The following is a 20,468-nucleotide window of genomic DNA, read 5'->3' on the forward strand; positions in this document are numbered from 1 at the left end:
CCCGCTTGCGGCCTGCAGTCAGCCGCTGCTAGCCGAGAGAGACGCATGCCCGCCCCCCGTTTTGAACAACTGCACCGCAGCCCCGGCCCCTGGTTTGTCGCGCTGGGCGGGGCCGGTATGTTCGGGGCCAATTTCTATCTGTACGGCTCCGCTGGCGAGTGGATTGCGATTGACTGCGGCTTTGCCCTGAATGCCACGCCCAGCGGGCGCAACAGCGTGTCGGTTCCTAGCCTGTCGGCACTGGAGCGGCACGACATCAAGCTGTCAGCTATCCTCATCACCCATGGCCATGAGGATCACATCGGCGCCATCCCACATATCTGGCGCGCCATGGACTGCCCCATCTACGCCAGCCCCTTTGCCGCACGACTGATTCGCGCCAAGCTCGACCCCGGCCTGAGCTGGCCGCGCATTCACGAGATTCAGCCGCTGGAACCCATCGGCATTGGCGCCTTTCAGGCTGAGTGGATACCGGTCACTCACTCGATTCCCGAGTCCCACGCCATCATGCTGGAGGTCGCCGGCAAGCGGTTGTATCACAGCGGCGACTGGAAGCTCGATCCGCAGCCGCTGGTCGGCGGCCTGACCGCACAGGGCCGTCTGCAGGCGCTGGGGCGCCAAGGGGTCGATGTGATCATTGGCGACTCCACCAATGCCCCGGTGGCTGGTGCCAGTCGTTCTGAAGCGGCAGTACAGAATGGCCTGCAGGATGCCATTCGCGGTTGCCGCGAACGGGTGATCGTCACCTGCTTTGCCAGCAACCTGGCGCGCCTGCACAGCCTGGCCGAGATCGCCTTTGACTGCGGACGCTACGCCGCGCTGCTGGGCCGCAGCCTGGTCAGCATGCATGGCTTTGGTCGGGCACAGGGTTACCTGAACAGCAGACCCGGTTTCATCGGTCCGTGGGAGCTGGGACACCTGCCGCGCGAACAGCAGCTGTGGATCTGCACCGGTAGCCAGGGCGAACCGGCCGCCGCCTTGGGACGCTTGGCCAGCGGCAACCATCCGCAGCTGAGCCTGGAGGCGGGCGATACCGTAGTGTTCTCGTCGCGCTTGATTCCCGGCAATGAAGAAGCGTTGGCACGGATCAAGCAAGGCTTGAAAGAGCAGAGCGTGCAGATCATCGATGACGAGATGGCACCCATTCACGCCTCCGGCCACCCGCCGCAGGAAGACCTGCGCCAGCTGTACGGTTGGTTGCAGGCACGCCACCTATTGCCGGTGCACGGCGAGCTGTATCACCAAAAAGCGCACATGCAGTTTGGCCGCAGCCTTGGCCTGGGCGGCCTGGTACCTAACAACGGCGACCTGATCGATCTCAGCGCCCAGCCCTGCAAGGTAGCCGAGCTACCGCACGGGCTGGTTGAGCTGGAACAGCGCTAAAGCCAACCGCCTACCAAGGCTCGTGGAAAGGGCGTATTTCAGCCAGGAAAGACCAGGCGTCACGCGCCTGATGCGCCAGATGAAACACCTCATCGGCAATGGAGGCGGGGTGAATGAAAAAGTCATCCGGCGCATCGGGCAGGCGCTCGCGCTGCCAGGGCAAATCGATAACCGCATCGATGATCAGATAGGCCACGTGCACGCCCTTGGGCCCCAAGTCCCGCGCGATGGACTCGGCCAGAATCCGCTGCGCGGCCTTGCTCGGTGCGAACCCGGCAAAGTGTGTCTTGCCGCGTTGCGCTGAGGTATTGCCAGTGACGATCAAGGCACCCTCACCAGCCGCGACCATCGCGGGTGTGGTCAGGCGCGCCAGATGCAGCAAGGCCATGGTGTTGATCTCGAAATTGCGCCGCAGCACTTCGGGGTCGATATCCATGAAGCTGCCAAAGGCACCACCCACCGCGTTGTGCACCACCACCTTGGGCGAGCCCACCTGGCCGATAGCCGCTTCCAACGCCGCCAGATCGGTTACATCGCACGGCATCGCGATAGTATCAGGCAGCTCTGCAGCAAGCGCCGCCAGGCGCTCGGCATCGCGCGCCAGCATGGCTACCCGATAGCCGCCTTCGACAAAGCGCCGTACCACGGCGGTACCGGTACCCGGGCCAACGCCCGTCACCAGGGCGAGAGGTTTGGATTGTTCAGACATAACTGTTACTCCGCGTCGTGCGCGAGTGCCTCGCGCAGAAAATCGAGCCGATCATTGCCGAAGAACATCTGCTCCCCGACAAACATCGTCGGTGAGCCGAACACACCGCGTGCGGCCGCTTCATTGGTGCTGCTCTCCAGTGCAGCGAATACCTCAGGGCTATCCATGCGCGCCTCTATGACGCTGACATCAACGCCGGTCGCCGCGATCACCGCGAGAATCTCCTGCTTGTTGGTCAGCGCTATGGCTTCGCCCCAGCAGGCGCGGTACAGCGCCTCGGTAATGCTGGCTGCGTCCGCAGCTGAAGAGGCGGCCAGCACTGCGCGCAGGCAGGCTTCCCCGTCGACGCTTTTCATGTCGGCTGGGTTCAGCGGCACGCCATAGCGCTTGGCCCAACGCCCCAGATCCGCCCGCGCATAACGCGCCTTGGCGCTGCAGATCAACGTGGTAGGCACGTTCCCGACCTGCTCCATCACCTTGAGGACAATCATGGGTTTCAAGCTGATCTCCACCCCCATGTGCGCGAGTTGGCTGTACGCCATGTAGCTGTAGGGACTGCGAAAATCAAAGTAGAACTCGACTGTGTGCGACATGCGTCAGTACCTTTTCTTCGGTTGCAGAACCGTCGTCAGCGTTTGACCGCTAGCGGCGATGGGGATGAATTGACCAGCGCAGCAGGCTCGCCGGCGGCGCTGAACCAACTGCGACGCCAGACGGCGAAAGCGATCAGCAGTCCATATACCAGCATCGCCAATGCCAGGGCGTAGAAGACAACAACCACGCTGCCGCTCAGTTGCAGCACCAGCCAACCGCCGCCCAGCGCGACGCCCAGACGAACAAACCCGGCAATCAACGGCCAGCGCAGCCGGCCAGCACCCTGAGAGGCGAAGTACAGCGCCAGCCCCAGCCCAAAGAAGCCGTAGGTGGGCCCAACAATGCGCAGATAATCGGCCCCCGCCGCGAGCGCCACGGGGTCATGCGTAAACAGACGCAGCCAATGCTCGGGCCAAAGCGCCGCACTCAGACCTATGGCTTCAGTGGTCACAAAGGCAACCAAGCCTCCGGTCATGCCGATGCGCAAGGCGCGCTCCCGCTGCCCGGCGCCCAGATTGGTGCCCACCAGCACCACCAGCGGCGCGCCTATGCCAAAGGCCAGCGGCACCAGCAGGTACTCCAGACGCACGCCAGTGCCAAAACCCGCTACCGCCTGCACTCCCGCACCCGCCGCCACCAGCGCGGTAGCTCCAGCGATGATGACATTGGTCAGTACCGTGGTGATGGAAGACAGCAGGCCGATGTGCAGAATATCGCGCAGATAACGCCAGGCCACCGGCGTGCGGCTCAGCCTGACGACGCAGCGACCGGAGAGAATGAACCACAACATCGCCAGCGCTCCGCCAACGAAGAACAGCACCATGGCCACGCCACCACCGGCGATACCCAGCCCCGGCAGCGGGCCCAAGCCGAAGATCAGCAGCGGCGACAGCGGGATCAGCAGCAGCACGCCGGCGCAGGTCACCAGGGCAGGAAACAACATATTGCCGGTACCACGAATCACGCTGGCCAGCGCATTCATCAGCCAGAGCGCGGGCGTACCGGCGAACACCACATTGGAGTACTCAAGCGCTGCGGCGAGCGAGGCGCCGTCGCCACCCATGAAGCGATACAGCGGCGAGCCGAACATCAGGAACAGCAACGAGAAGAGCAAACCTATGGCACCGTTGATCAACAACGCATGCCAGACCAGCGCGTTGGCATCGCTGCGCCGACCCGCGCCCAGCGCCCGCGCCACGGCAGAGGAAATGCCGCCGCCCATGGCGCCGGCCGACATCATCTGCATCAGCATCACGCCGGGAAACACCAAGGCCATGCCGGCCAGTGCATCAGTCCCCAACTTGGCCACCCACCAGGTCTCGATCAGACCGGTAGAAGCCTGAGCACACATGATCAACACGTTCGGCCAGGACATCATCAGTAGCAGCGGCAGTATGGGCGCCTGCAGCAGTCGACGGGTGCGAGCATCGGCTTCGCCCTGGGATGCGGTGTTCGACTTCATACTGAACTACTCGAAAGGGGTTTTGTGCATATTAGATTATGATCAACATATAAGTAAATATGCTGGTCATCATCTAAAAAATGCAGGCAATCCTGACGTGCGTGGCGGCGTGTGCTCAGTACAGCAGGGGAGCCCACCCGCCAAGCGGCGGGTGGGCCTGATTCTGGCGGGCGGTTAAAACAGCTCCTTGGTCTGCTCCCACAGCATGCCCAGCGCGAGCAGGGGGGCACGCAGGCGCTGGCCGCCGGGGAAGGCCATGTGCGGCACTTTGCCGAACAGCTCAAAACCGCTGCTGGCCTGCCCGCTGATGGCCTCTGCCAGCAGCTTGGCAGAGAGGTGGGTAGCATTGACGCCGTGGCCGGAATAGGCCTGGGCGTAGAACACGTTGGGCTGATCCGGCAGCTTGCCGATCTGCGGTAGACGGTTGGCGCCAATGCCGATCATGCCGCCCCACTGGAAGTCGATCTTCACCCCGGCCAGTTGCGGGAAGACCTTGAGCATTTTGGGCTGCATGTAGGCGGCGATGTCCGCCGGATCACGGCCGGAGTAATGGCAGGCGCCGCCGAACAGCAGGCGATGGTCAGCCGAGAGACGGTAGTAATCCAGGGCCACGCGCTGATCGCACAGCGCCATATTCTGCGGGATCAGCCCACGTGCGCGCTCCTCCCCCAGCGGCTCGGTGGCAATGATGTAACTGCCGGCGGGAATCACGGTGCCACTGAGCTTGGGGTGCAATCGCCCCAGATAGGCGTTGCAGCCAATCACCAATTGCGCGGCCCGCACCTTGCCTGTCGCGGTGTGCACGGTGACGGTGGTGCCATAATCGATCTGTGTGACTGAGGAATGTTCGAACAGGCGCACGCCCAGGCTTTGCGCAGCGGCGGCCTCACCCAGAGCCAGATTCAAGGGATGCAGGTGACCCGAGCCCATGTCGCTCATCCCACCGATATAGCGGTCGGAGTTGACCACGCTGTGCAGCTGGTCGCGCTCGATCATCTTCAGTTCATGTGTATAACCCAGGGCTTCCAGCTCAGCCTTGTCGGCGAGAAAGCCTTCCATGTGCGCGGGCTTGTTGGCCAGGTCGCAGTAGCCCATGGTCAGGTCACAGTCGATGTTGAATTCGGCGATGCGCCGTTTGACGATCTCCACCGCCTCGATGCCCATCAGCTTGAGGTTGCGTACACCCTCGGCGCCAACCTGCTTCTCGAACTGGTCTACATCGTGACCCACCCCGCGAATGAGCTGGCCGCCGTTGCGACCACTGGCGCCCCAGCCAACCTGATGCGCTTCCAGCAGCATCACCGAGAGCCCCTTCTGCGCCAGCTCAATGGCGGTGTTCAGGCCGGTAAAGCCACCGCCAATGATGCAGACATCCGCCTGCTCCTCGCCTTGCAACACCGGCAACGTCAGTTGTCGATTGACGCTGGCCGCATAGTAGGAGGGAGCATGCTCGTGGGTGTGCGTGGGATTGGCTGACATGGGATATCCGTTTGAAATAGGCGAACGAGTGTCAATAAAAATTTACAGCAGCATAAACACTAAGCGCACACAGAACAATCACAATGCCACTTAATCTGCCTCGGGTATCGGAATGGCCAGGGTCTCTTTCAGCTCCTCCATGACGATATAGCTCTTCGACTCACGCACCCCCGGCAAGCGCAGCAGAATGTCGCCCAGCAGCTTACGGTAGGAGGCCATCTCCGAGATGCGCGCCTTGATCAGGTAATCAAAGTCGCCCGAGACCAGATGGCACTCCAGAACGTGCGGCAGCTTGATGGCAGCGCGACGAAAGTCATCAAATATGTCCGCCGACTTGGAATACAGACTGATCTCGACAAACACCAGCAGATTGGCCTGCAGCTTCTGCGGGTTCAGCCGGGCGCCGTAGCCGAGGATGAATTTCTCCCGCTCCAGCCGCTTGACCCGCTCCATACAGGGCGTGGTTGAGAGCCCCACGCGCTCACCCAGCTCCACGTAAGACATGCGCCCCTCGTTCTGCAGCAGCTCAAGGATGTGCCGGTCGATCTTGTCCAGCTCGCGGCTGGAGGCTCGTTTAGTTTTCATGAAAAATCTCTGAATATCGTTATTTATAAAGAATCTTTGCTCGCATATCTAAAAATAAACGAAAAATGAGACCAGATCACTTGCCATAGAATAGTGATATCGCCCACGGGCAACATTCTACTCATTTGGAGCGGCAACATGCAGGTGCTCATTCTCGGCAGTGGCGTTATCGGCATCACCAGCGCCTGGTATCTGGCCAAGGCCGGTCATCAGGTGACCGTGGTAGATCGGCAGAGCGGGCCGGCGCTGGAAACCAGTTTCGGTAACGCCGGCATGATCTCTCCCGGTTACTCGGCCCCCTGGGCGGCCCCCGGCGTGCCGCTGAAGGCAGTCAAGTGGATGCTGGCCAAACACGCACCGCTGGCCATCAAGCCCACCAGTGACCCACAGCAGTACCGCTGGATGCTGCAGATGCTGCGCAACTGCACCGAAGCACGCTATGCGGTGAACAAGGAGCGCATGATGCGGCTGGCGGAGTACAGCCGCGACTGCCTGATGGCGCTGCGCAAGGACAGTGGCGTGGATTACGAGCATCGCGAACTGGGCACCCTGCAGCTGTTCCGCACCCAGAAGCAGATGGATGCCGCCGCCCAGGACATCGCCGTGCTGCAGCGCTGTGGCGTACCCTACGAGCTGCTCGACCGCGAGGGCTGCGTACGCATCGAGCCCGGCCTGGCGCCCAGCGCGCACAAGATCGTCGGCGGCCTGCGCCTGCCCAACGATGAAACCGGCGACTGCCACCTGTTTACCACCCGCCTGGCGGCCAAGGCTGCCGAACTGGGCGTGCAGTTTCGTTTCAACTGCGAAATAGACGAACTGATCAGCGACGGCACCCAGATCAATGGCGTGCGCCTGGCCAATGGCGAAACCCTGCACGCCGACCGCTACGTACTGGCGCTGGGCAGCTTCTCGCCTAAGTTGGCGCGGCCGCTGGGTATGGAGCTGCCAATCTATCCGGTCAAGGGCTATTCACTGACACTGCCGGTGACCAACGACGCCATGGCACCGGTCTCGACCATCATGGATGAAACCTACAAGGTGGCCATGACCCGCTTTGCCGACCGCATCCGCGTGGGCGGCATGGCGGAGCTCACCGGTTTCGATGACAGCCTCAGCGACAAGCGGCGCGCCACGCTGGAGATGGTCATCAGCGACCTGTTCCCGCAAGGCGGCGCCGTCAGCGAAGCCACTTTCTGGACCGGCTTCCGCCCGATGACGCCGGATGGCACGCCGATCATCGGCGCCAGCGCTCTGCGTAACCTGTACTTCAATACCGGTCACGGCACCCTGGGCTGGACCATGTCCTGCGGCTCCAGCCAACTGCTGGCCGACCTGATCGACGGCAAGAAGACGGCGATTGGCGCCAGCGACTACCATTTCAACCGTTACGCACAAGACAAGGAACACAGCCCGCATGGCCATCCAGCGACAGCTCACTAGCGAGCGCATGAGTCAGATCGTCATTCACCAGAACACCGTCTATCTGTCCGGCCAAGTGGCTGCCGATGACGATCTGGACAAGGACGCGGCAACCCAGACCCGCAGCACCCTGCAGGAAATCGAAACCCTGCTGGCCCAGGCCGGCAGCGACAAAACGCGAATTCTTTCGGTGACCATCTACCTGAAAGACATCGACGCCGACTTTGCCGCCATGAACAGCGTCTGGGACCAGTGGCTACCAGCCGGCAGCGCGCCAGCCCGCGCCACCGTGGAAGCCAAGCTCTGCGAGCCGGAGATCCTGGTTGAAATGTCGGTGGTCGCGGCCATCTGACCGACTCTCTTAAAACCGACCCCCTCATCAGCCGCGCATTCCCGCCGCGGAACCGCGTCTGATAATCTAGGCTTTGGCGGGGCATCCAGCCCCGCATTTTTTCAAGACCCTATTCATGCGCCCAGCCCACGCCCTGATCGACCTCAACGCCCTGCGCCACAACTACCTGCTGGCCAAATCCCTGTCCGGCCAACGCGCGCTGGCGGTGATCAAGGCCAACGCCTATGGCCACGGCGCCGTGCGCTGTGCCGATGCCCTGGGTGAGATAGCTGACGGCTTTGCCGTGGCCTGCATCGAAGAGGCGCTGGAGCTGCGCGCCGCCGGCGTGAGCAACCCCATACTGCTGCTGGAAGGGTGGTTTGAGGCCGCCGAGCTGCCGCTACTGGTCGAACACCAGCTATGGGCCGTGGTGCATCATCAGGCGCAGCTGGAGCAACTGGAAGCCGCGCAAATAGCCAGCCCGCTGCATATCTGGCTGAAACTGGATACCGGCATGCACCGCGTCGGCTTCAGTCCGGCCGAGTATGCCGATATCTGGCGTCGCCTGGAACGCAGCAAACAGGTGGCCAGCCTGACCAAAATGACCCATTTTGCCCGCGCCGATGAGCCCGACACCGGCCGCACCGAAGAGCAGCTGGCGGTCTTCGCCGAAGCCACGCAGCAGTTGCAGGGCCCGGCCAGTCTATGCAACTCACCCGGCGTACTGGCCTGGCCAGCCGCGCATGGCGACTGGTTGCGCCCTGGCATCATGCTCTATGGCGCCACCCCGTTCAGCTTTGCTCAGGCACAGGCAGAACAACTGCAGCCGGTAATGCAGCTGGAATCGCGCATCATCGCCGTGCGCGAGTTGCCCGCCGGCGAGCCCATCGGCTACGGCTCGCGCTATATCACCCAACGCCCGACCCGCGTGGGCGTGGTCGCCATGGGCTATGCCGATGGCTACCCGCGCCACGCCAAGGACGGCACCCCAGTGCTGGTCGATGGCCAGCACAGCCAGCTGATCGGCCGGGTGTCCATGGACATGCTCACCGTTGACCTGACCGAGCTGCCCGGTAGCGGCCTGGGCAGCCAGGTGCGCCTGTGGGGCAACGGGCTCAACGCCAGTGAAGTCGCGGCCTGGGCCGAGAGCATCCCCTACCAGCTGTTCTGCAACCTCAACCGCGTGCCGCGCAGCTACATCGGCTGAACATCGCACCGCGCAGGCATGACTGGACAGTCTGCGATCTGTTGAAAATTCTGAACAGCCGTGCAATGATTCGGCTCACTGTGCACACCTGCCTGTGTAACCTGTCTGACTATTCCCTGGAGGAATCTGCCTTTGGACGTTGGTGCCCGCCTGAAAACCATCCGTAAACTCAAGGGTTTATCACAACGAGAACTGGCCAAGAGAGCCGGCGTTACCAACAGCACCATCTCGATGATCGAGAAAAACAGCGTCAGCCCCTCTGTCAGCTCGTTGAAGAAAGTACTCTCCGGCATCCCCATGTCGCTGGTGGATTTCTTCTCGCTGGAGCTGGAAGAAGATGCGCAGCGCAAGGTGATCTACCGCGCCGACGAACTGTTGGATATCGGCACCAATGACGTGACCATGAAGCTGGTCGGCAAGGGACACCCCAACCGCGCCTTTTCCTTTCTGAACGAGACCTATCCACCCGGCGCCGATACCGGCCCGGACATGCTTAATCACGAAGGCGAAGAAGCCGGCACCGTGGTCAGGGGACAGCTGGAAGTGACCGTGGGCGGCGAGGTGTATCTGCTCGAGAGCGGTGACAGCTACTATTTCGACAGCAACCAGCCGCACCGCTTCCGTAATCCGTCGGCCGATCAGGACTGCCTGCTGATCAGCGCCACTACCCCGGCCAACTTCTGAGCAGAAGGCGCAGCGTTAGCGCTGCGCCAAGGGCTCTGCATCCATGACCGGCGCGCCGGCAATGGCCTGATACACCGACACCATGGCCACCGCCGCGTCGATACGGCTCTGCACCAGATCACTGCGCACTGCGGTGAGCGCCTGCTCGGTATCCAGCACTTCAAAGTACTCGATATACCCCTGCTCGTAGCGCAGCCGCGCCTGCTCGACCGCTTGCTCGGCAGACTCGGTGGCGGTTTGCAGCCAGTCACTGCGGCGCTGCGACTGACGTACATTGACCAGCCCATTCTCGGTTTCTTCCAATGCGTTCAGCACCGTCTGCTGATACTGCGCCAGCCGCTCGGCGCCGCGGGCATCGGCCGCTGCGATACGCGCGCGCACTCCTTCTACATCCAGAAAGGTCCAGTCGATGCCCAGGCTGACGCGGCGCGACTCGGCACCAGCGGTGAACAGATCACCGCCGCTGCCGGCGACCGAACCGAGCAGCGCACCCAGGGTGAAGCGTGGAAACAGATCGGCGGTGGCCACACCAACCTGCGCGGTGGCGGCGGCCAGACGGCGCTCGGCGGCCTGAATATCAGGCCTGCGTCGCAGCACCTGGGCCGGTGTGCCTACCGGCACCTCGGTGACTACCTTGGGCATCGGCTGCTCTTCACTCAGCAGTGCATTCAGCGCCGCCGGGGGTTGCCCGCTGAGCACCGCGATCCGATGCATGCTCAGCTGCACGGCGGCCTCACGTTGCGGCACCAGCGCACGCAGCGAGTCCAGCTCGGCGGCGGCGCGCAAGCGGTCAAACTCGGTACCGCGGCCGGCATCCAGGCGAGCGCTGACAATATCCAGTGACTCCTGCTGCAAGGCTACATTCTGCCGCGCCACCGTCAGCAACTGCTGCTGTCCGCGCAGGGCAAAATAACTACTGGCGAGCTGACCGGTCAGCGCCACCTGTAACGCCTGAAAATCAGCCCCCGAAGCCTGCAGCTCGGCCTCGCTGGCCTCTACAGCACGCGCCAGCCGACCATAAAAGTCCAGCTCCCAGCTGGCCACCAGGCCGGCCGAATATTGCTCAACTCGCTGCTGGTCAGGCGTACTGCGCTCCACTTCGGCCAAGTGCTGCTCACTGGCTCCACCTTCAGCGCGCACACTCGGCCAGCGATCGCGCCGGGCCCCGCGCAGCAGGGCCTCGGCGCCCTGATAACGCGCCATCAGGGTTTGCAGATCAAGGTTGCCGGTCAGGGTGCGCTCTACCAGATTCGCCAGAATCGGGTCATTGAATCCGGCCCAGAAGCGCTGCTCCGCCGCGGGGTCCAACTGGCTGTTGGCCGCCTGACTGAAGTGGTCGACCTGCACCGGTGCCGGGGCCTGGTAATCCGGACCTACTGCGCAGGCGGTGACCAGCAGACTCAGGGCAAAGGGCAGCACGCGCTGCAAGGGTCTGTGCAGTCGCTTATTCATGGGTACTCTCCTGTTCGTGAGTCGCTTTGGCAGTTGCCGTGGGAGACGCTACCGAGGCTGGCGTCAACGCCAGCGATTTACCCGACAAGGTGCGCAGCGCGACGTAGAACACCGGGGTCAACAGCAGACCGAACAGAGTCACCCCCAACATGCCGGTAAACACTGTGATACCCATGGCGTTACGCACTTCGCTGCCGGCACCGGTGGCCAGTACCAGCGGCACCACCCCGGCGATAAAGGCGACCGAGGTCATGATGATCGGCCGCAGGCGCAGACGGCTGGCCTCCAGCGCGGCCTTGATGGTCTGCATACCCGCCATTTCCAGTTCGCGGGCAAATTCGACGATCAGAATCGCGTTCTTGCACGCCAGGCCCATCAGCACCACCAGGCCCACCTGTACAAACACGTTGTTATCGCCGCCACTCAGCCACACGCCAACCAACGCGGCGAGCAGACACATGGGCACAATCAGAATTACCGCCAGCGGCATCACCCAACTCTCGTAGAGCGCCGCCAGCACCAGGAACACCAGCAACAGCGCCAGCGGGAAGACCACCAAAGCCGCGTTGCCCTGAGTAATCTGCTGGAAACTCAGGTCGGTCCACTCCACACTCATGCCGGCCGGCAGCGTTTGCCCGGCCACCTCGGCCACCGTCGCCAGGGTTTCACCGGACGACAACATCGCCGGATCGGACTGACCGATCAGATCGGATGCCGGGTAACCGTTGTAGCGGATCACCGGATCGGGACCAAAACTCTGCGTCAGGCTGACCATGGTATTGAGCGGCACCATGTCGCCCTGGGCGTTGCGCGTGTACAAATGATCCAGGTCGCTGGCCTCGTCACGAAAGGACGCATCCGCCTGCGCCTTGACCTGATAGGTACGGCCGAACAGGTTGAAGTCATTGATGTACTGCGAGCCAAAGTACAGCTGCAGCGTGCCGAACAGGTCATCCAGCCGAACGCCTTGGGCCTTGGCCTGCAGGCGATCCACCTCGGCATCCAGTTGCGGCACGTTGGCCTGGTAGGAGGTGATCGGGAAGCCCAGGCCTGGGGTTTGCGCCAATGCCATCGCCAACGCATCGGTGGACTGCTGCAGCGCACCGTAACCGGCCCCGCTGCGATCCTGGATATACAGCGAATAGCCAGACCCGGCGCCCAGGCCAAACACTGGCGGCGGCATGAAGGTGATGGCAAAGCCTTCATTGATACCGCCCAGCTTGGCGTTCAGGTCGTCGGCAATTTCCAGTGCCGTGCGGTCGCGAATCGCGAAGTCGTCGAACAGCACAAACACAGTGGCGATATTCGGCGTATTGGTGCCCTGCAGCGCGTTAAAGCCGACAAAGGCTGCGGCGTCGGCCACGCCTTCGGTGCCCAGCGCCATTTCACTCACCCGCCGCGCTACCGCTTCGGTGCGGTCCAGGGTGGAGCCTTCCGGCAGGCGAATACTGCCAATCAGATAGGTCTTGTCCTGGGTTGGAATAAAGCCACCCGGTACCTGATTGAACATGAAGGCAGTGCTCGCCAGCAGGATCAGATAAACCCCGAACACCAGCCCGCGACGGCCAAAGCTGCGACCCACAAAGCGCTCGTAACGCAGCGCATTGCGCTGGAAGAAGCGGTTGAACGGGCGAAACAGCCAGCCAAAGCCGCGATCAAGAATACGCGTAGGCAAGTCCGGCGCAGCGCCGTGCCGCTTGAGCAGGGTCGCCGCCAATGCGGGCGACAGGGTCAGCGAGTTGATCGCCGAGATCACCGTGGTGATGGCGATAGTCACCGCAAACTGGCGGTAGAACTGACCGGTAATGCCGTCCAGAAAGGCCATGGGCACGAAGACGGCACACAGCACCAGACTGATGGCGATGATCGGCCCGCTCACTTCACGCATGGCCTGATGGGCGGCGGCCAAGGGCGCCAGACCCTGCTCGATATTGCGCTCGACGTTCTCCACCACCACGATGGCGTCGTCCACCACGATGCCGATGGCCAGCACCATGGCGAACAGCGTCAGGGTGTTGATCGAGAAGCCTAGCATCAGCAACACGGCAAAGCTACCGACAATCGAGACCGGCACCGCCAGCAAGGGAATCAGTGAGGCACGCCAGGTCTGCAGGAACAGAATCACCACCAGCACCACCAGCGCTACCGCCTCCAGCAGGGTGGTGATCACCGAGCTGATGGAGGTGCTGACGAACACCGTGGGATCGTAGGCGATTTCCCACTTCAGGCCTTTGGGAAAGTCGTCATCCAGCTCGGCCATCTTGGCGCGCACCGCCTTGGAGACGTCCAGCGCGTTGGAGCCCGGCGCCTGGAAAATCGGCAGGGCAACCGCCTGACGGCCATTAAGCAGGGCGCGCAGCGAATCTTCCTGCGCCGCCAGCTCGATCCGCGCCACATCGCGCAGCCGGGTGATCTGCCCATCGGCGCCGGTTTTCAGCACGATATCGCCAAACGCCTCTGTACTGTCCAGCCGCCCCTTGGCATTGATCGAGATCAGCAGGTCGGAGCCACCGGGCATCGGCGGCGCGCCAATCTGACCCGCCGAAACCTGCACATTCTGCTCCTGTACCGCCGCGCTGATATCGCCGGCAGTCACGCCCAGCGAGGCCGCCCGCTGCGGGTCGACCCACAGGCGCATGGCATAGTCACCAGCACCAAACAGCCCGGCCTGCCCCACGCCGGGGATGCGCGCCAGCTCGTCGCGAATGTGCAGCACCGCGTAGTTGCGGATGTAGGTGGCATCCAGACTGTCGTCCGGCGAGATCAGGTGCACCGCCATCATCAGGTTGGGCGACTGCTTCTGCGTAGTCACCCCAAGACGGCGCACATCTTCCGGCAGCCGCGGCAAGGCCTGCGAGACCCGGTTCTGCACCTGCACCTGGGCCTGATCCGGGTCAGTGCCCAGGGCAAAGGTCACGGTCAGCGCCAGGCTGCCGTCACTGCCGGCCACCGACTTCATGTAGATCATGTCTTCCACGCCGTTGATGGCTTCTTCCAACGGCGTGGCAACGGTTTCTGAAATGGTTTTCGGGTTGGCACCGGGGTAACTGGCGCTGACCAGCACGCTGGGCGGCACCACCTCGGGGTATTCGCTGACCGGCAACAGCGGAATGCTGATCAGGCCCACGGCAAAGATGATGATCGACAGCACCGAGGCAAAGATCGGTCGATCAATGAAAAAACGTGAAATATTCACGGCAAGACTCTCCCTGTGGCGCGCTCGCATGAGCGCGCCTCCTGGCAACAAAGATGTGGTTTTTGCGTATCAGAGAAACGCGATTACAGGCTGTTCTGCGCTATGGCGTTGGCCCGCTCGGCACTGGCCATGGCGACCGGTTCAGGCGCCACCTGCATACCCGGGAAGGCAATTTTCTGCAGGCCGTTGACCACCACACGGTCGCCGTCGGCCAGACCCTCGCGGATCACCAGCAGGCCATCCATGCGCCGGCCGGTCTGCACAAAACGGCGGGTCGCCTGATTCTGCTCATCAAGCACGTAGACATAGCGGCGATCCTGATCGGTCAGCACGGCTTTCTGGTCAATCAGAATCGCCTTGCTGGCCGCGGCTACCGGCATCTGCACGCGGGCGAACTGCCCCGGACGCAATAGCCCCTGCGGATTGGCCACCACGGCGCGGTATTGCAGAGTCCCCGTGGCCGCATTGAACTGATTGTCGACAAAGTCGAGCTGGCCGTTGTGCGGGTAGTCCTGGGTGTTGGCCAGGCCCACCTTGACCGGCACCGCGCTCTGCTCGGCGCTGGTGTAGGGATTGTTGTCGGCGGTCTGCTGGTCGCTCTCGAAGTACACATACATGGGGTCAACCGAAACCAGCGTGGCCAGCAGCGTGCTGTCGGCGGTGGCCAGGTTGCCGCGGGTGATTTCCGCTCGCCCCATGCGACCGCCCACCGGAGCCTTCACTTCGGTGTAGGCCAGATCCAGCTTGGCGTTATCGAGTGCCGCCTGGGCCGAATTGACACCCGCGCGGGCAATCGCCCGGGCCGCGCTACGCTGCTCCAGCTCTTCGCGGGAAATGGCGCGGCGCTCCCACAGTTGTTCGGCACGTTTGGCTTCGCGGTCACTCAACTGCAACTGGCTGCGCGCTCGCTCCAGCTCAGCCGCAGCCATTTGCAGGCGCGCCTGATAAGGCCGCTGATCAATTACAAAGAGCACGTCGCCCTGCTTTACCAGTTCACCTTCGGTAAAGGCCACGCGATCAATATAACCGCTGACGCGTGGCCGCAAGGCCACGGTTTCCGGTGCGGCAACGCGGCCGGTAAAGGTATCCCACAACGTTACCTCGCGGGCACTCACCGTGGCCACCTGTACGGCGGGCGCCGGCGGCGGCGCAGCAGCAGCCTCCTCACCCTGGGCATCGCAACCGGCGACTAACGCCAGCAGCAGCCCGAGTGCGCCGAGTTGTTTTACGTTCCTTAGGGCGAAAGTAGTCATGCTGTTTGCTCCCTGTGTGCAAATTGGCCTGGCAATACGTATGAGCCCTGCGCGCACGAGGCGAACCGGTTCAGGCAGGGCTTTGGTATGGGGGGAACGATACGCGGCCAGGCGCGCTACCCGATAGCGTAGTACTGCGCATAAATTGCCTAATTCTGTTTTTATCAGAGAAAAAGGCAATAACCGTTGTGCGCGACTTTGGGGCTGGCAAGCTGAGAAACAGCACTACGATAAAGCAAAACACTGCCTTGCAGCCTTTGATTTGCGCGATCCTGCAAGCTTATTGCCTTATCCTGCAAAAGCATTCAGGCTGTCACAAGAGAAACAAACAAGCTGCGTATACTATCGCGAAACTCCAGAACGAGGTGTTACCGCATGATCGACATCAACGCCCAGCTTGCGCAACCCGAAGCGCCCCTGTGTCGCCGCTTGGCCGAGCTGGCGTTGGAGCATGCAACCGCCGACGGAATACACGATACCTGCATTCCCGGCCTGCAGATGTTCCGAGCCGATCAGCCCAGCGCGCTGAATTGCGGCGTTTATGATCCGGCGCTGTGCGTCATCGCCCAGGGCAGTAAAACCGTGCAACTGGGCGACAAGGAAATTGCCTACGGCCCGCTCACCTACATGATCTCGGCGGTCGATCTGCCGGTGGTCGGCGCCGTGATAGAAGCCTCGGCGCAGGAGCCTTATCTGGCCGTCAAACTGTCGATCGATCCGCAGGAAGTCGCAGAAATGGTCCTGGAGCTGGGGGATACTCTGCCGCCGCTGGATCAGCAACGCGATTGCCCGGCAGCAGCCTGCGGTCTTAGCGTCGCGCCGGTCAACGTCGGCATTCTGGAAGCCATGACACGGCTGGTGTCCTTGCTCGACTCCCCGGCGGACTGCCGCATACTGGCGCCCTTGGTCCGCCGCGAGATCATCTACCGCGCGCTGATCGGGGAAATGGGCTGGCGCATGCGCGACTTCGTCGCCACCGATAGCCAGGCGCATCGTATTTCCAAGGTGATTGCCGTACTCAAGGATCGCTTTGCCGAGCCGCTGCGCGTGCGCGAGCTGGCCGATGACGTCAATATGAGCGAGTCGACCCTGTTTCATACCTTTAAACAGGTGACGCGCATGTCGCCGGTACAGTTTCAGAAGAAATTGCGCCTGCACGAGGCGCGGCGGTTGATGCTCAGTGAAGGGCTGGAAGCGGCCACTGCCAGCTACCGCGTGGGGTATGAAAGCCCCTCGCACTTCAGCCGCGAATACCGGCGCATGTTTGGCGCACCGCCACGGGCCGATGTAATCAAACTGCGTGGCGAGCAGCCCATGCTCGCCACTATGTAAGGCAGGCGCTACCGGTCAGTCTTTCTGCTCAATAGGGCGGGAAGCTGCCGAGGATTTTGCCAACCAGCCGGTTGATTTGCTCTTCTCGCTTGGCGGGCGTTTGCGGACGCTCGCTCAGCGTATCGCTCTCACTACCGCGCCAGACCAGCTTGCCGTCACTGTTGTCGAGCATGTCGACCTGCAGTGTCAGCTCCTTATAGTCAATACTCTGGGTCTGGATCGACGGACCACCCCAGAAACCACCCCATCCTGTGCCCCAATAGCCGCCAAAGCTGGTGGTAACGTTGTCTTGGCGGTTCTCCACTATCAGATAGGTCTTCACCTGGAGGTCGGCGGCCTGGCCTTCAACCGGTGGACGCAGGCCCCGCAGCTCCATCTGGTTGGCAACCGAGGCCTTGACCCGTTCGGTAGTCAACTCGCCGGTCAGACGCGGATCGTTCTCGGGACGGTAGGACACGGCCGGGTCGGCGAACTGCCAAGTGCGATAAGCGGAAAAGTCGCGCGAGGCATCGTAGTCAGGCTGCACCGCCGCGCCCTGGCAGGCGGCAAGCAAGAGCACAGCGGGCAGCAGTATAAATAGTCGACGCATTTCAACACTCCACGGGGTGATCAGTGAGCGTGTAGACGCTGACACCGCCCCCTTCATGGCAGCCAGCTGTAGCCGCTGATGAAGTGAACCGCGCCAACGCGTACCACGATGCCTGAGTGTAACCCGTGCCCACGGGCATTGCCGCTACCCACCACACAAACACCCGCCGAAAGCTCTTGCAATTTGCACGACGCAAACAGGCCTGTCGTGCAAAGCGCAAGTGTTGAGCACTCACACAAAACACTCAAGCAATTGATTTAATTAAATAAATTAAAAATCAAAAAGCTGGCACAGCCCCTGCAATACCTTTTACATCGGCACACAATGACAGCGCCGAATACGGACAAAAAAATGATTTACAGGAGAAACACCATGTTCAAGATGAAAACAATCGCACTTGCTACCGCTACCGCTGGCCTGATGGGCATCATGCCTCTGGCTGCCCACGCCGACGACGGCGATCTGGCCGAAGCACGTCAGGAAGGTTCAGTCTGGACTGCGATTGCCTTGAATCGCCACCTGAACCCCTTCAGCATCGATGTTGATGTTGAGAACGGTGTTGCCAAACTGACCGGTGAAGTGGAAAACGACGTTGACCGTGATCTGGCCGAAGAAGTCGCCATGAGCATCGACGGCGTGACCGAGGTTGACAACCAACTGAAGGTGAACCCCGACGTCGAGACCAACTCCAACGACGATGGTACGCCTACCCTGTCGCAGAGCTTCAGCAACGCGACTACCACGGCCACCATCAAATCGAAGCTGCTGTGGAACAGCAACACCGAAGGTCTGGACGTGAACGTCACTACCAAGAACGGTGTGGTATCCCTGAGCGGTACTGCCCAGTCTGAAGCAGCCAAGGATCTGGCTGGCATGTTGGCCAAGGACACTGACGGTGTGCGCCGCGTAGACAACGAGATCAAGGTCAACGCCGATGCGACCGCCGCAGCCAAGGCACAGAACGCAGCCGATGACGCTGGCGAAGCGATCAGCGATGCCTGGATCACCAGCAAGATCAAATCCAGCTACCTGCTGAGCAGCAACCTGAGCGGTTTGGATATTTCGGTCGACACCAATAACGGTGTAGTTGCCCTGAGCGGCACCGTGATGTCAGACGCCGAGAAGGATCTGGCCATCAGCACCGCCAAGAACATCAAAGGCGTTAAAGACGTGACTGCAGAAAACCTGCGTACCGCCAGCTGATCAACTGGCCGGCCTAATCAGGCCGGCATCCTCACCTCTGTAACTGAAAACAGATGCACAGAAGGAGATAGATCATGAGCAATAAGACAACGGCTGAATTGAACGATCTGATCGAGATCACCCGTGACGGCAAGCGCTTTTACGAGCATGCCCGTGACGAGGTCAAGGACCCACAGCTGCAGGCGCTGTTCAAGGATATGGCGCAGGCCAAGACCGACGTCATTGTCGCACTCGAAGGCAAGGTAGCCGCCAACCATGAAGTCCCCGCCAGCGGCGGAACCTTCACTGGCAAGATGCGCCAAGTGTACGCCGATACCCGCGCAGCACTGTCCAGCGACGAAGGTGCGACCTACATCGCTCAGCTGGAAGAAGCCGAGGACCGGATTCTGCACGCCTTTGAAGATGCCATGGACAGCAAAAACCCGGACCTGCGTGCCGACATTACGGCGCAAATGCCCAAGGTGCGTGCTTGTCACGACCGCATGCGCGACCTGAAAAAAGCGCAGTAATCACGATCGCCGTAACAAACGCAGTAAACCAGCATTGTCGCTAGCCAGGGCTTGCACCTGGCGCGACAAACCAGAGTAAGAGCCAGTGCAGCTGACCTGACAGGGAAGCGCAGCGAGGCTTGCCACCAAGGAGAAACACCATGCTTAGTTGGGCTATTACATTTCTGATCATCGCCATCATCGCTGCCGTACTGGGCTTCGGTGGCATCGCCGGCACGGCAACGGGTATTGCCAAGATTCTGTTCCTGGTCTTCCTGGTGCTGTTCATTGTGTCCTTCATCATGGGCCGCCGACCGCGACCCTGATAGCAGACATTTACTGCAAACACCCGCTCATGCGGGTGTTTTTATGTCCGGCACATTCAGCTTGACCGTGCCACCGGCAATAAAGCGATACAGCACCGCCCCCAGCACACCGCCGATGATCGGCGCCAGCCAGAACAGCCACAATTGCGCCACCGCCCAGTCGCCGACAAACACGGCTACGCCGGTGCTGCGCGCCGGGTTGACCGAGGTATTGGTGACCGGAATGCTGATCAGGTGGATCAGCGTCAGACACAAACCGATGGCGATGGGCGCAAAACCGGCTGGCGCACGCGAATCCGTGGCCCCCATGATCACCAGCAGGAACATCATGGTCATCACCACTTCACACACCAGCGCGGCCTGCAGAGAATAGCCGCCAGGTGAATGCGCACCGTAGCCGTTGGACGCAAAGCCGTCAGCCAAGTCAAAGCCGGCCTGACCACTGGCGATGACATAGAGCACCGCGCCAGCCAGCACGCCACCCAGCACTTGGGCAATAATGTAGGGCGCCAGCTCATTCGCCGGAAAACGGCCGCCAGCCCAGAGGCCAATGCTCACCGCCGGGTTCAGATGACACCCGGAAATATGGCCGATGGCAAAAGCCATGGTCAGCACGGTCAAACCAAAGGCGAGCGCGACCCCCAGCAAACCGATGCCCACGTCCGGAAAACCCGCGGCCAGCACCGCACTGCCGCATCCGCCCAAGACCAACCAGAAGGTACCGCACAATTCCGCTGCGTAAGCTTTCATACACTGTCCTCTGTGCTCTGGCGTCG

General features: G+C 61.7%; 19 protein-coding genes. 9 read left to right on the plus strand and 10 right to left on the minus strand.

Features of this window, described 5'->3' with window-relative positions; translation table 11 throughout:
• The first annotated feature begins 45 nt into the window (after nucleotides 1-45).
• Nucleotides 46-1,383 carry a ribonuclease J gene (locus V7747_RS06460; RefSeq protein WP_335615238.1) on the plus strand — a complete coding sequence of 446 codons (1,338 nt, stop codon included), beginning with the start codon at nucleotides 46-48 and terminating at the stop codon, nucleotides 1,381-1,383.
• A gap of 10 nt (nucleotides 1,384-1,393) precedes the next feature.
• On the opposite strand, the gene V7747_RS06465 is transcribed toward V7747_RS06460, so the two are convergent.
• From V7747_RS06465 to V7747_RS06485, 5 genes are all read right to left on the minus strand, one after another.
• The gene (locus V7747_RS06465; protein WP_335615239.1) at nucleotides 1,394-2,092 is read right to left on the minus strand and encodes an SDR family NAD(P)-dependent oxidoreductase; all 699 of its coding nucleotides are present in this window, start codon (nucleotides 2,090-2,092) and stop codon (nucleotides 1,394-1,396) included.
• A gap of 5 nt (nucleotides 2,093-2,097) precedes the next feature.
• Nucleotides 2,098-2,685 (minus strand): 2-hydroxychromene-2-carboxylate isomerase, encoded by a 588-nt coding sequence (locus V7747_RS06470; RefSeq protein WP_335615240.1) that lies wholly within the window; start codon nucleotides 2,683-2,685, stop codon nucleotides 2,098-2,100.
• 35 nt (nucleotides 2,686-2,720) lie between these two features.
• Nucleotides 2,721-4,148, minus strand: a complete 1,428-nt coding sequence (locus V7747_RS06475; RefSeq protein WP_335615241.1) for an MATE family efflux transporter — start codon at nucleotides 4,146-4,148, stop codon at nucleotides 2,721-2,723.
• A gap of 174 nt (nucleotides 4,149-4,322) precedes the next feature.
• Complete coding sequence (locus tag V7747_RS06480; RefSeq protein WP_335615242.1) at nucleotides 4,323-5,627, minus strand: NAD(P)/FAD-dependent oxidoreductase; 1,305 nt, start codon at nucleotides 5,625-5,627, stop codon at nucleotides 4,323-4,325.
• 90 nt (nucleotides 5,628-5,717) lie between these two features.
• A complete protein-coding gene (locus tag V7747_RS06485; RefSeq protein WP_092286665.1) occupies nucleotides 5,718-6,212 on the minus strand; it encodes an Lrp/AsnC ligand binding domain-containing protein in 495 nt (164 codons plus the stop codon).
• A gap of 138 nt (nucleotides 6,213-6,350) precedes the next feature.
• On the opposite strand from V7747_RS06485, the gene V7747_RS06490 reads away from it, so the two are divergent.
• From V7747_RS06490 to V7747_RS06505, 4 genes are all read left to right on the plus strand, one after another.
• On the plus strand, nucleotides 6,351-7,652 hold the full coding sequence (locus V7747_RS06490; RefSeq protein WP_335615243.1) for a D-amino acid dehydrogenase: 1,302 nt from the start codon (nucleotides 6,351-6,353) through the stop codon (nucleotides 7,650-7,652).
• Nucleotides 7,627-7,983 carry a RidA family protein gene (locus V7747_RS06495; RefSeq protein ID WP_335615244.1) on the plus strand — a complete coding sequence of 119 codons (357 nt, stop codon included), beginning with the start codon at nucleotides 7,627-7,629 and terminating at the stop codon, nucleotides 7,981-7,983. The genes V7747_RS06490 and V7747_RS06495 overlap by 26 nt, the downstream gene beginning before the upstream one ends.
• Before the next feature lie 115 nt (nucleotides 7,984-8,098).
• A complete protein-coding gene (alr, locus tag V7747_RS06500) occupies nucleotides 8,099-9,169 on the plus strand; it encodes an alanine racemase (protein WP_335615245.1) in 1,071 nt (356 codons plus the stop codon).
• 132 nt (nucleotides 9,170-9,301) lie between these two features.
• Nucleotides 9,302-9,853 (plus strand): cupin domain-containing protein, encoded by a 552-nt coding sequence (locus V7747_RS06505; RefSeq protein WP_092286673.1) that lies wholly within the window; start codon nucleotides 9,302-9,304, stop codon nucleotides 9,851-9,853.
• A gap of 15 nt (nucleotides 9,854-9,868) precedes the next feature.
• Here V7747_RS06505 and V7747_RS06510 read toward each other — a convergent pair whose 3' ends face one another.
• From V7747_RS06510 to V7747_RS06520, 3 genes are all read right to left on the minus strand, one after another.
• Nucleotides 9,869-11,305, minus strand: a complete 1,437-nt coding sequence (locus tag V7747_RS06510) for an efflux transporter outer membrane subunit (RefSeq protein ID WP_335615246.1) — start codon at nucleotides 11,303-11,305, stop codon at nucleotides 9,869-9,871.
• Nucleotides 11,298-14,501 carry an efflux RND transporter permease subunit gene (locus V7747_RS06515; protein ID WP_335615247.1) on the minus strand — a complete coding sequence of 1,068 codons (3,204 nt, stop codon included), beginning with the start codon at nucleotides 14,499-14,501 and terminating at the stop codon, nucleotides 11,298-11,300. Before V7747_RS06515 ends, V7747_RS06510 begins: the two co-directional genes overlap by 8 nt.
• 83 nt (nucleotides 14,502-14,584) lie before the next feature.
• Nucleotides 14,585-15,754: an efflux RND transporter periplasmic adaptor subunit gene (locus V7747_RS06520; RefSeq protein ID WP_335615248.1), complete on the minus strand. Its 1,170-nt coding sequence runs from the start codon at nucleotides 15,752-15,754 to the stop codon at nucleotides 14,585-14,587.
• A gap of 375 nt (nucleotides 15,755-16,129) precedes the next feature.
• Between V7747_RS06520 and V7747_RS06525 the strand changes: the two genes are divergently transcribed.
• The gene (locus V7747_RS06525; RefSeq protein ID WP_335615249.1) at nucleotides 16,130-17,086 is read left to right on the plus strand and encodes an AraC family transcriptional regulator; all 957 of its coding nucleotides are present in this window, start codon (nucleotides 16,130-16,132) and stop codon (nucleotides 17,084-17,086) included.
• Nucleotides 17,087-17,114: 28 nt separating this feature from the next.
• Here the strand turns inward: V7747_RS06525 and V7747_RS06530 are convergent, their stop codons facing one another.
• Nucleotides 17,115-17,675, minus strand: a complete 561-nt coding sequence (locus tag V7747_RS06530) for a DUF4136 domain-containing protein (RefSeq protein WP_335615250.1) — start codon at nucleotides 17,673-17,675, stop codon at nucleotides 17,115-17,117.
• Between the two features lie 372 nt (nucleotides 17,676-18,047).
• Between V7747_RS06530 and V7747_RS06535 the strand changes: the two genes are divergently transcribed.
• The 3 genes from V7747_RS06535 to V7747_RS06545 all read left to right on the plus strand — a co-directional run bounded on the left by V7747_RS06535 (nucleotide 18,048) and on the right by V7747_RS06545 (nucleotide 19,692).
• Nucleotides 18,048-18,878, plus strand: coding sequence for a BON domain-containing protein (locus V7747_RS06535; protein WP_335615251.1), 831 nt, complete (start codon nucleotides 18,048-18,050; stop codon nucleotides 18,876-18,878).
• A 74-nt stretch (nucleotides 18,879-18,952) separates the two neighbouring features.
• Nucleotides 18,953-19,387, plus strand: a complete 435-nt coding sequence (locus V7747_RS06540; RefSeq protein WP_335615252.1) for a ferritin-like domain-containing protein — start codon at nucleotides 18,953-18,955, stop codon at nucleotides 19,385-19,387.
• A 140-nt stretch (nucleotides 19,388-19,527) separates the two neighbouring features.
• The gene (locus V7747_RS06545) at nucleotides 19,528-19,692 is read left to right on the plus strand and encodes a DUF1328 domain-containing protein (protein WP_092286687.1); all 165 of its coding nucleotides are present in this window, start codon (nucleotides 19,528-19,530) and stop codon (nucleotides 19,690-19,692) included.
• Nucleotides 19,693-19,719: 27 nt separating this feature from the next.
• Here V7747_RS06545 and aqpZ read toward each other — a convergent pair whose 3' ends face one another.
• Complete coding sequence (gene aqpZ, locus V7747_RS06550; RefSeq protein ID WP_335615253.1) at nucleotides 19,720-20,442, minus strand: aquaporin Z; 723 nt, start codon at nucleotides 20,440-20,442, stop codon at nucleotides 19,720-19,722.
• Nucleotides 20,443-20,468: the final 26 nt, after the last annotated feature.

This window comes from Halopseudomonas sp., from assembly GCF_036960865.1.
Lineage (GTDB): Bacteria > Pseudomonadota > Gammaproteobacteria > Pseudomonadales > Pseudomonadaceae > Halopseudomonas.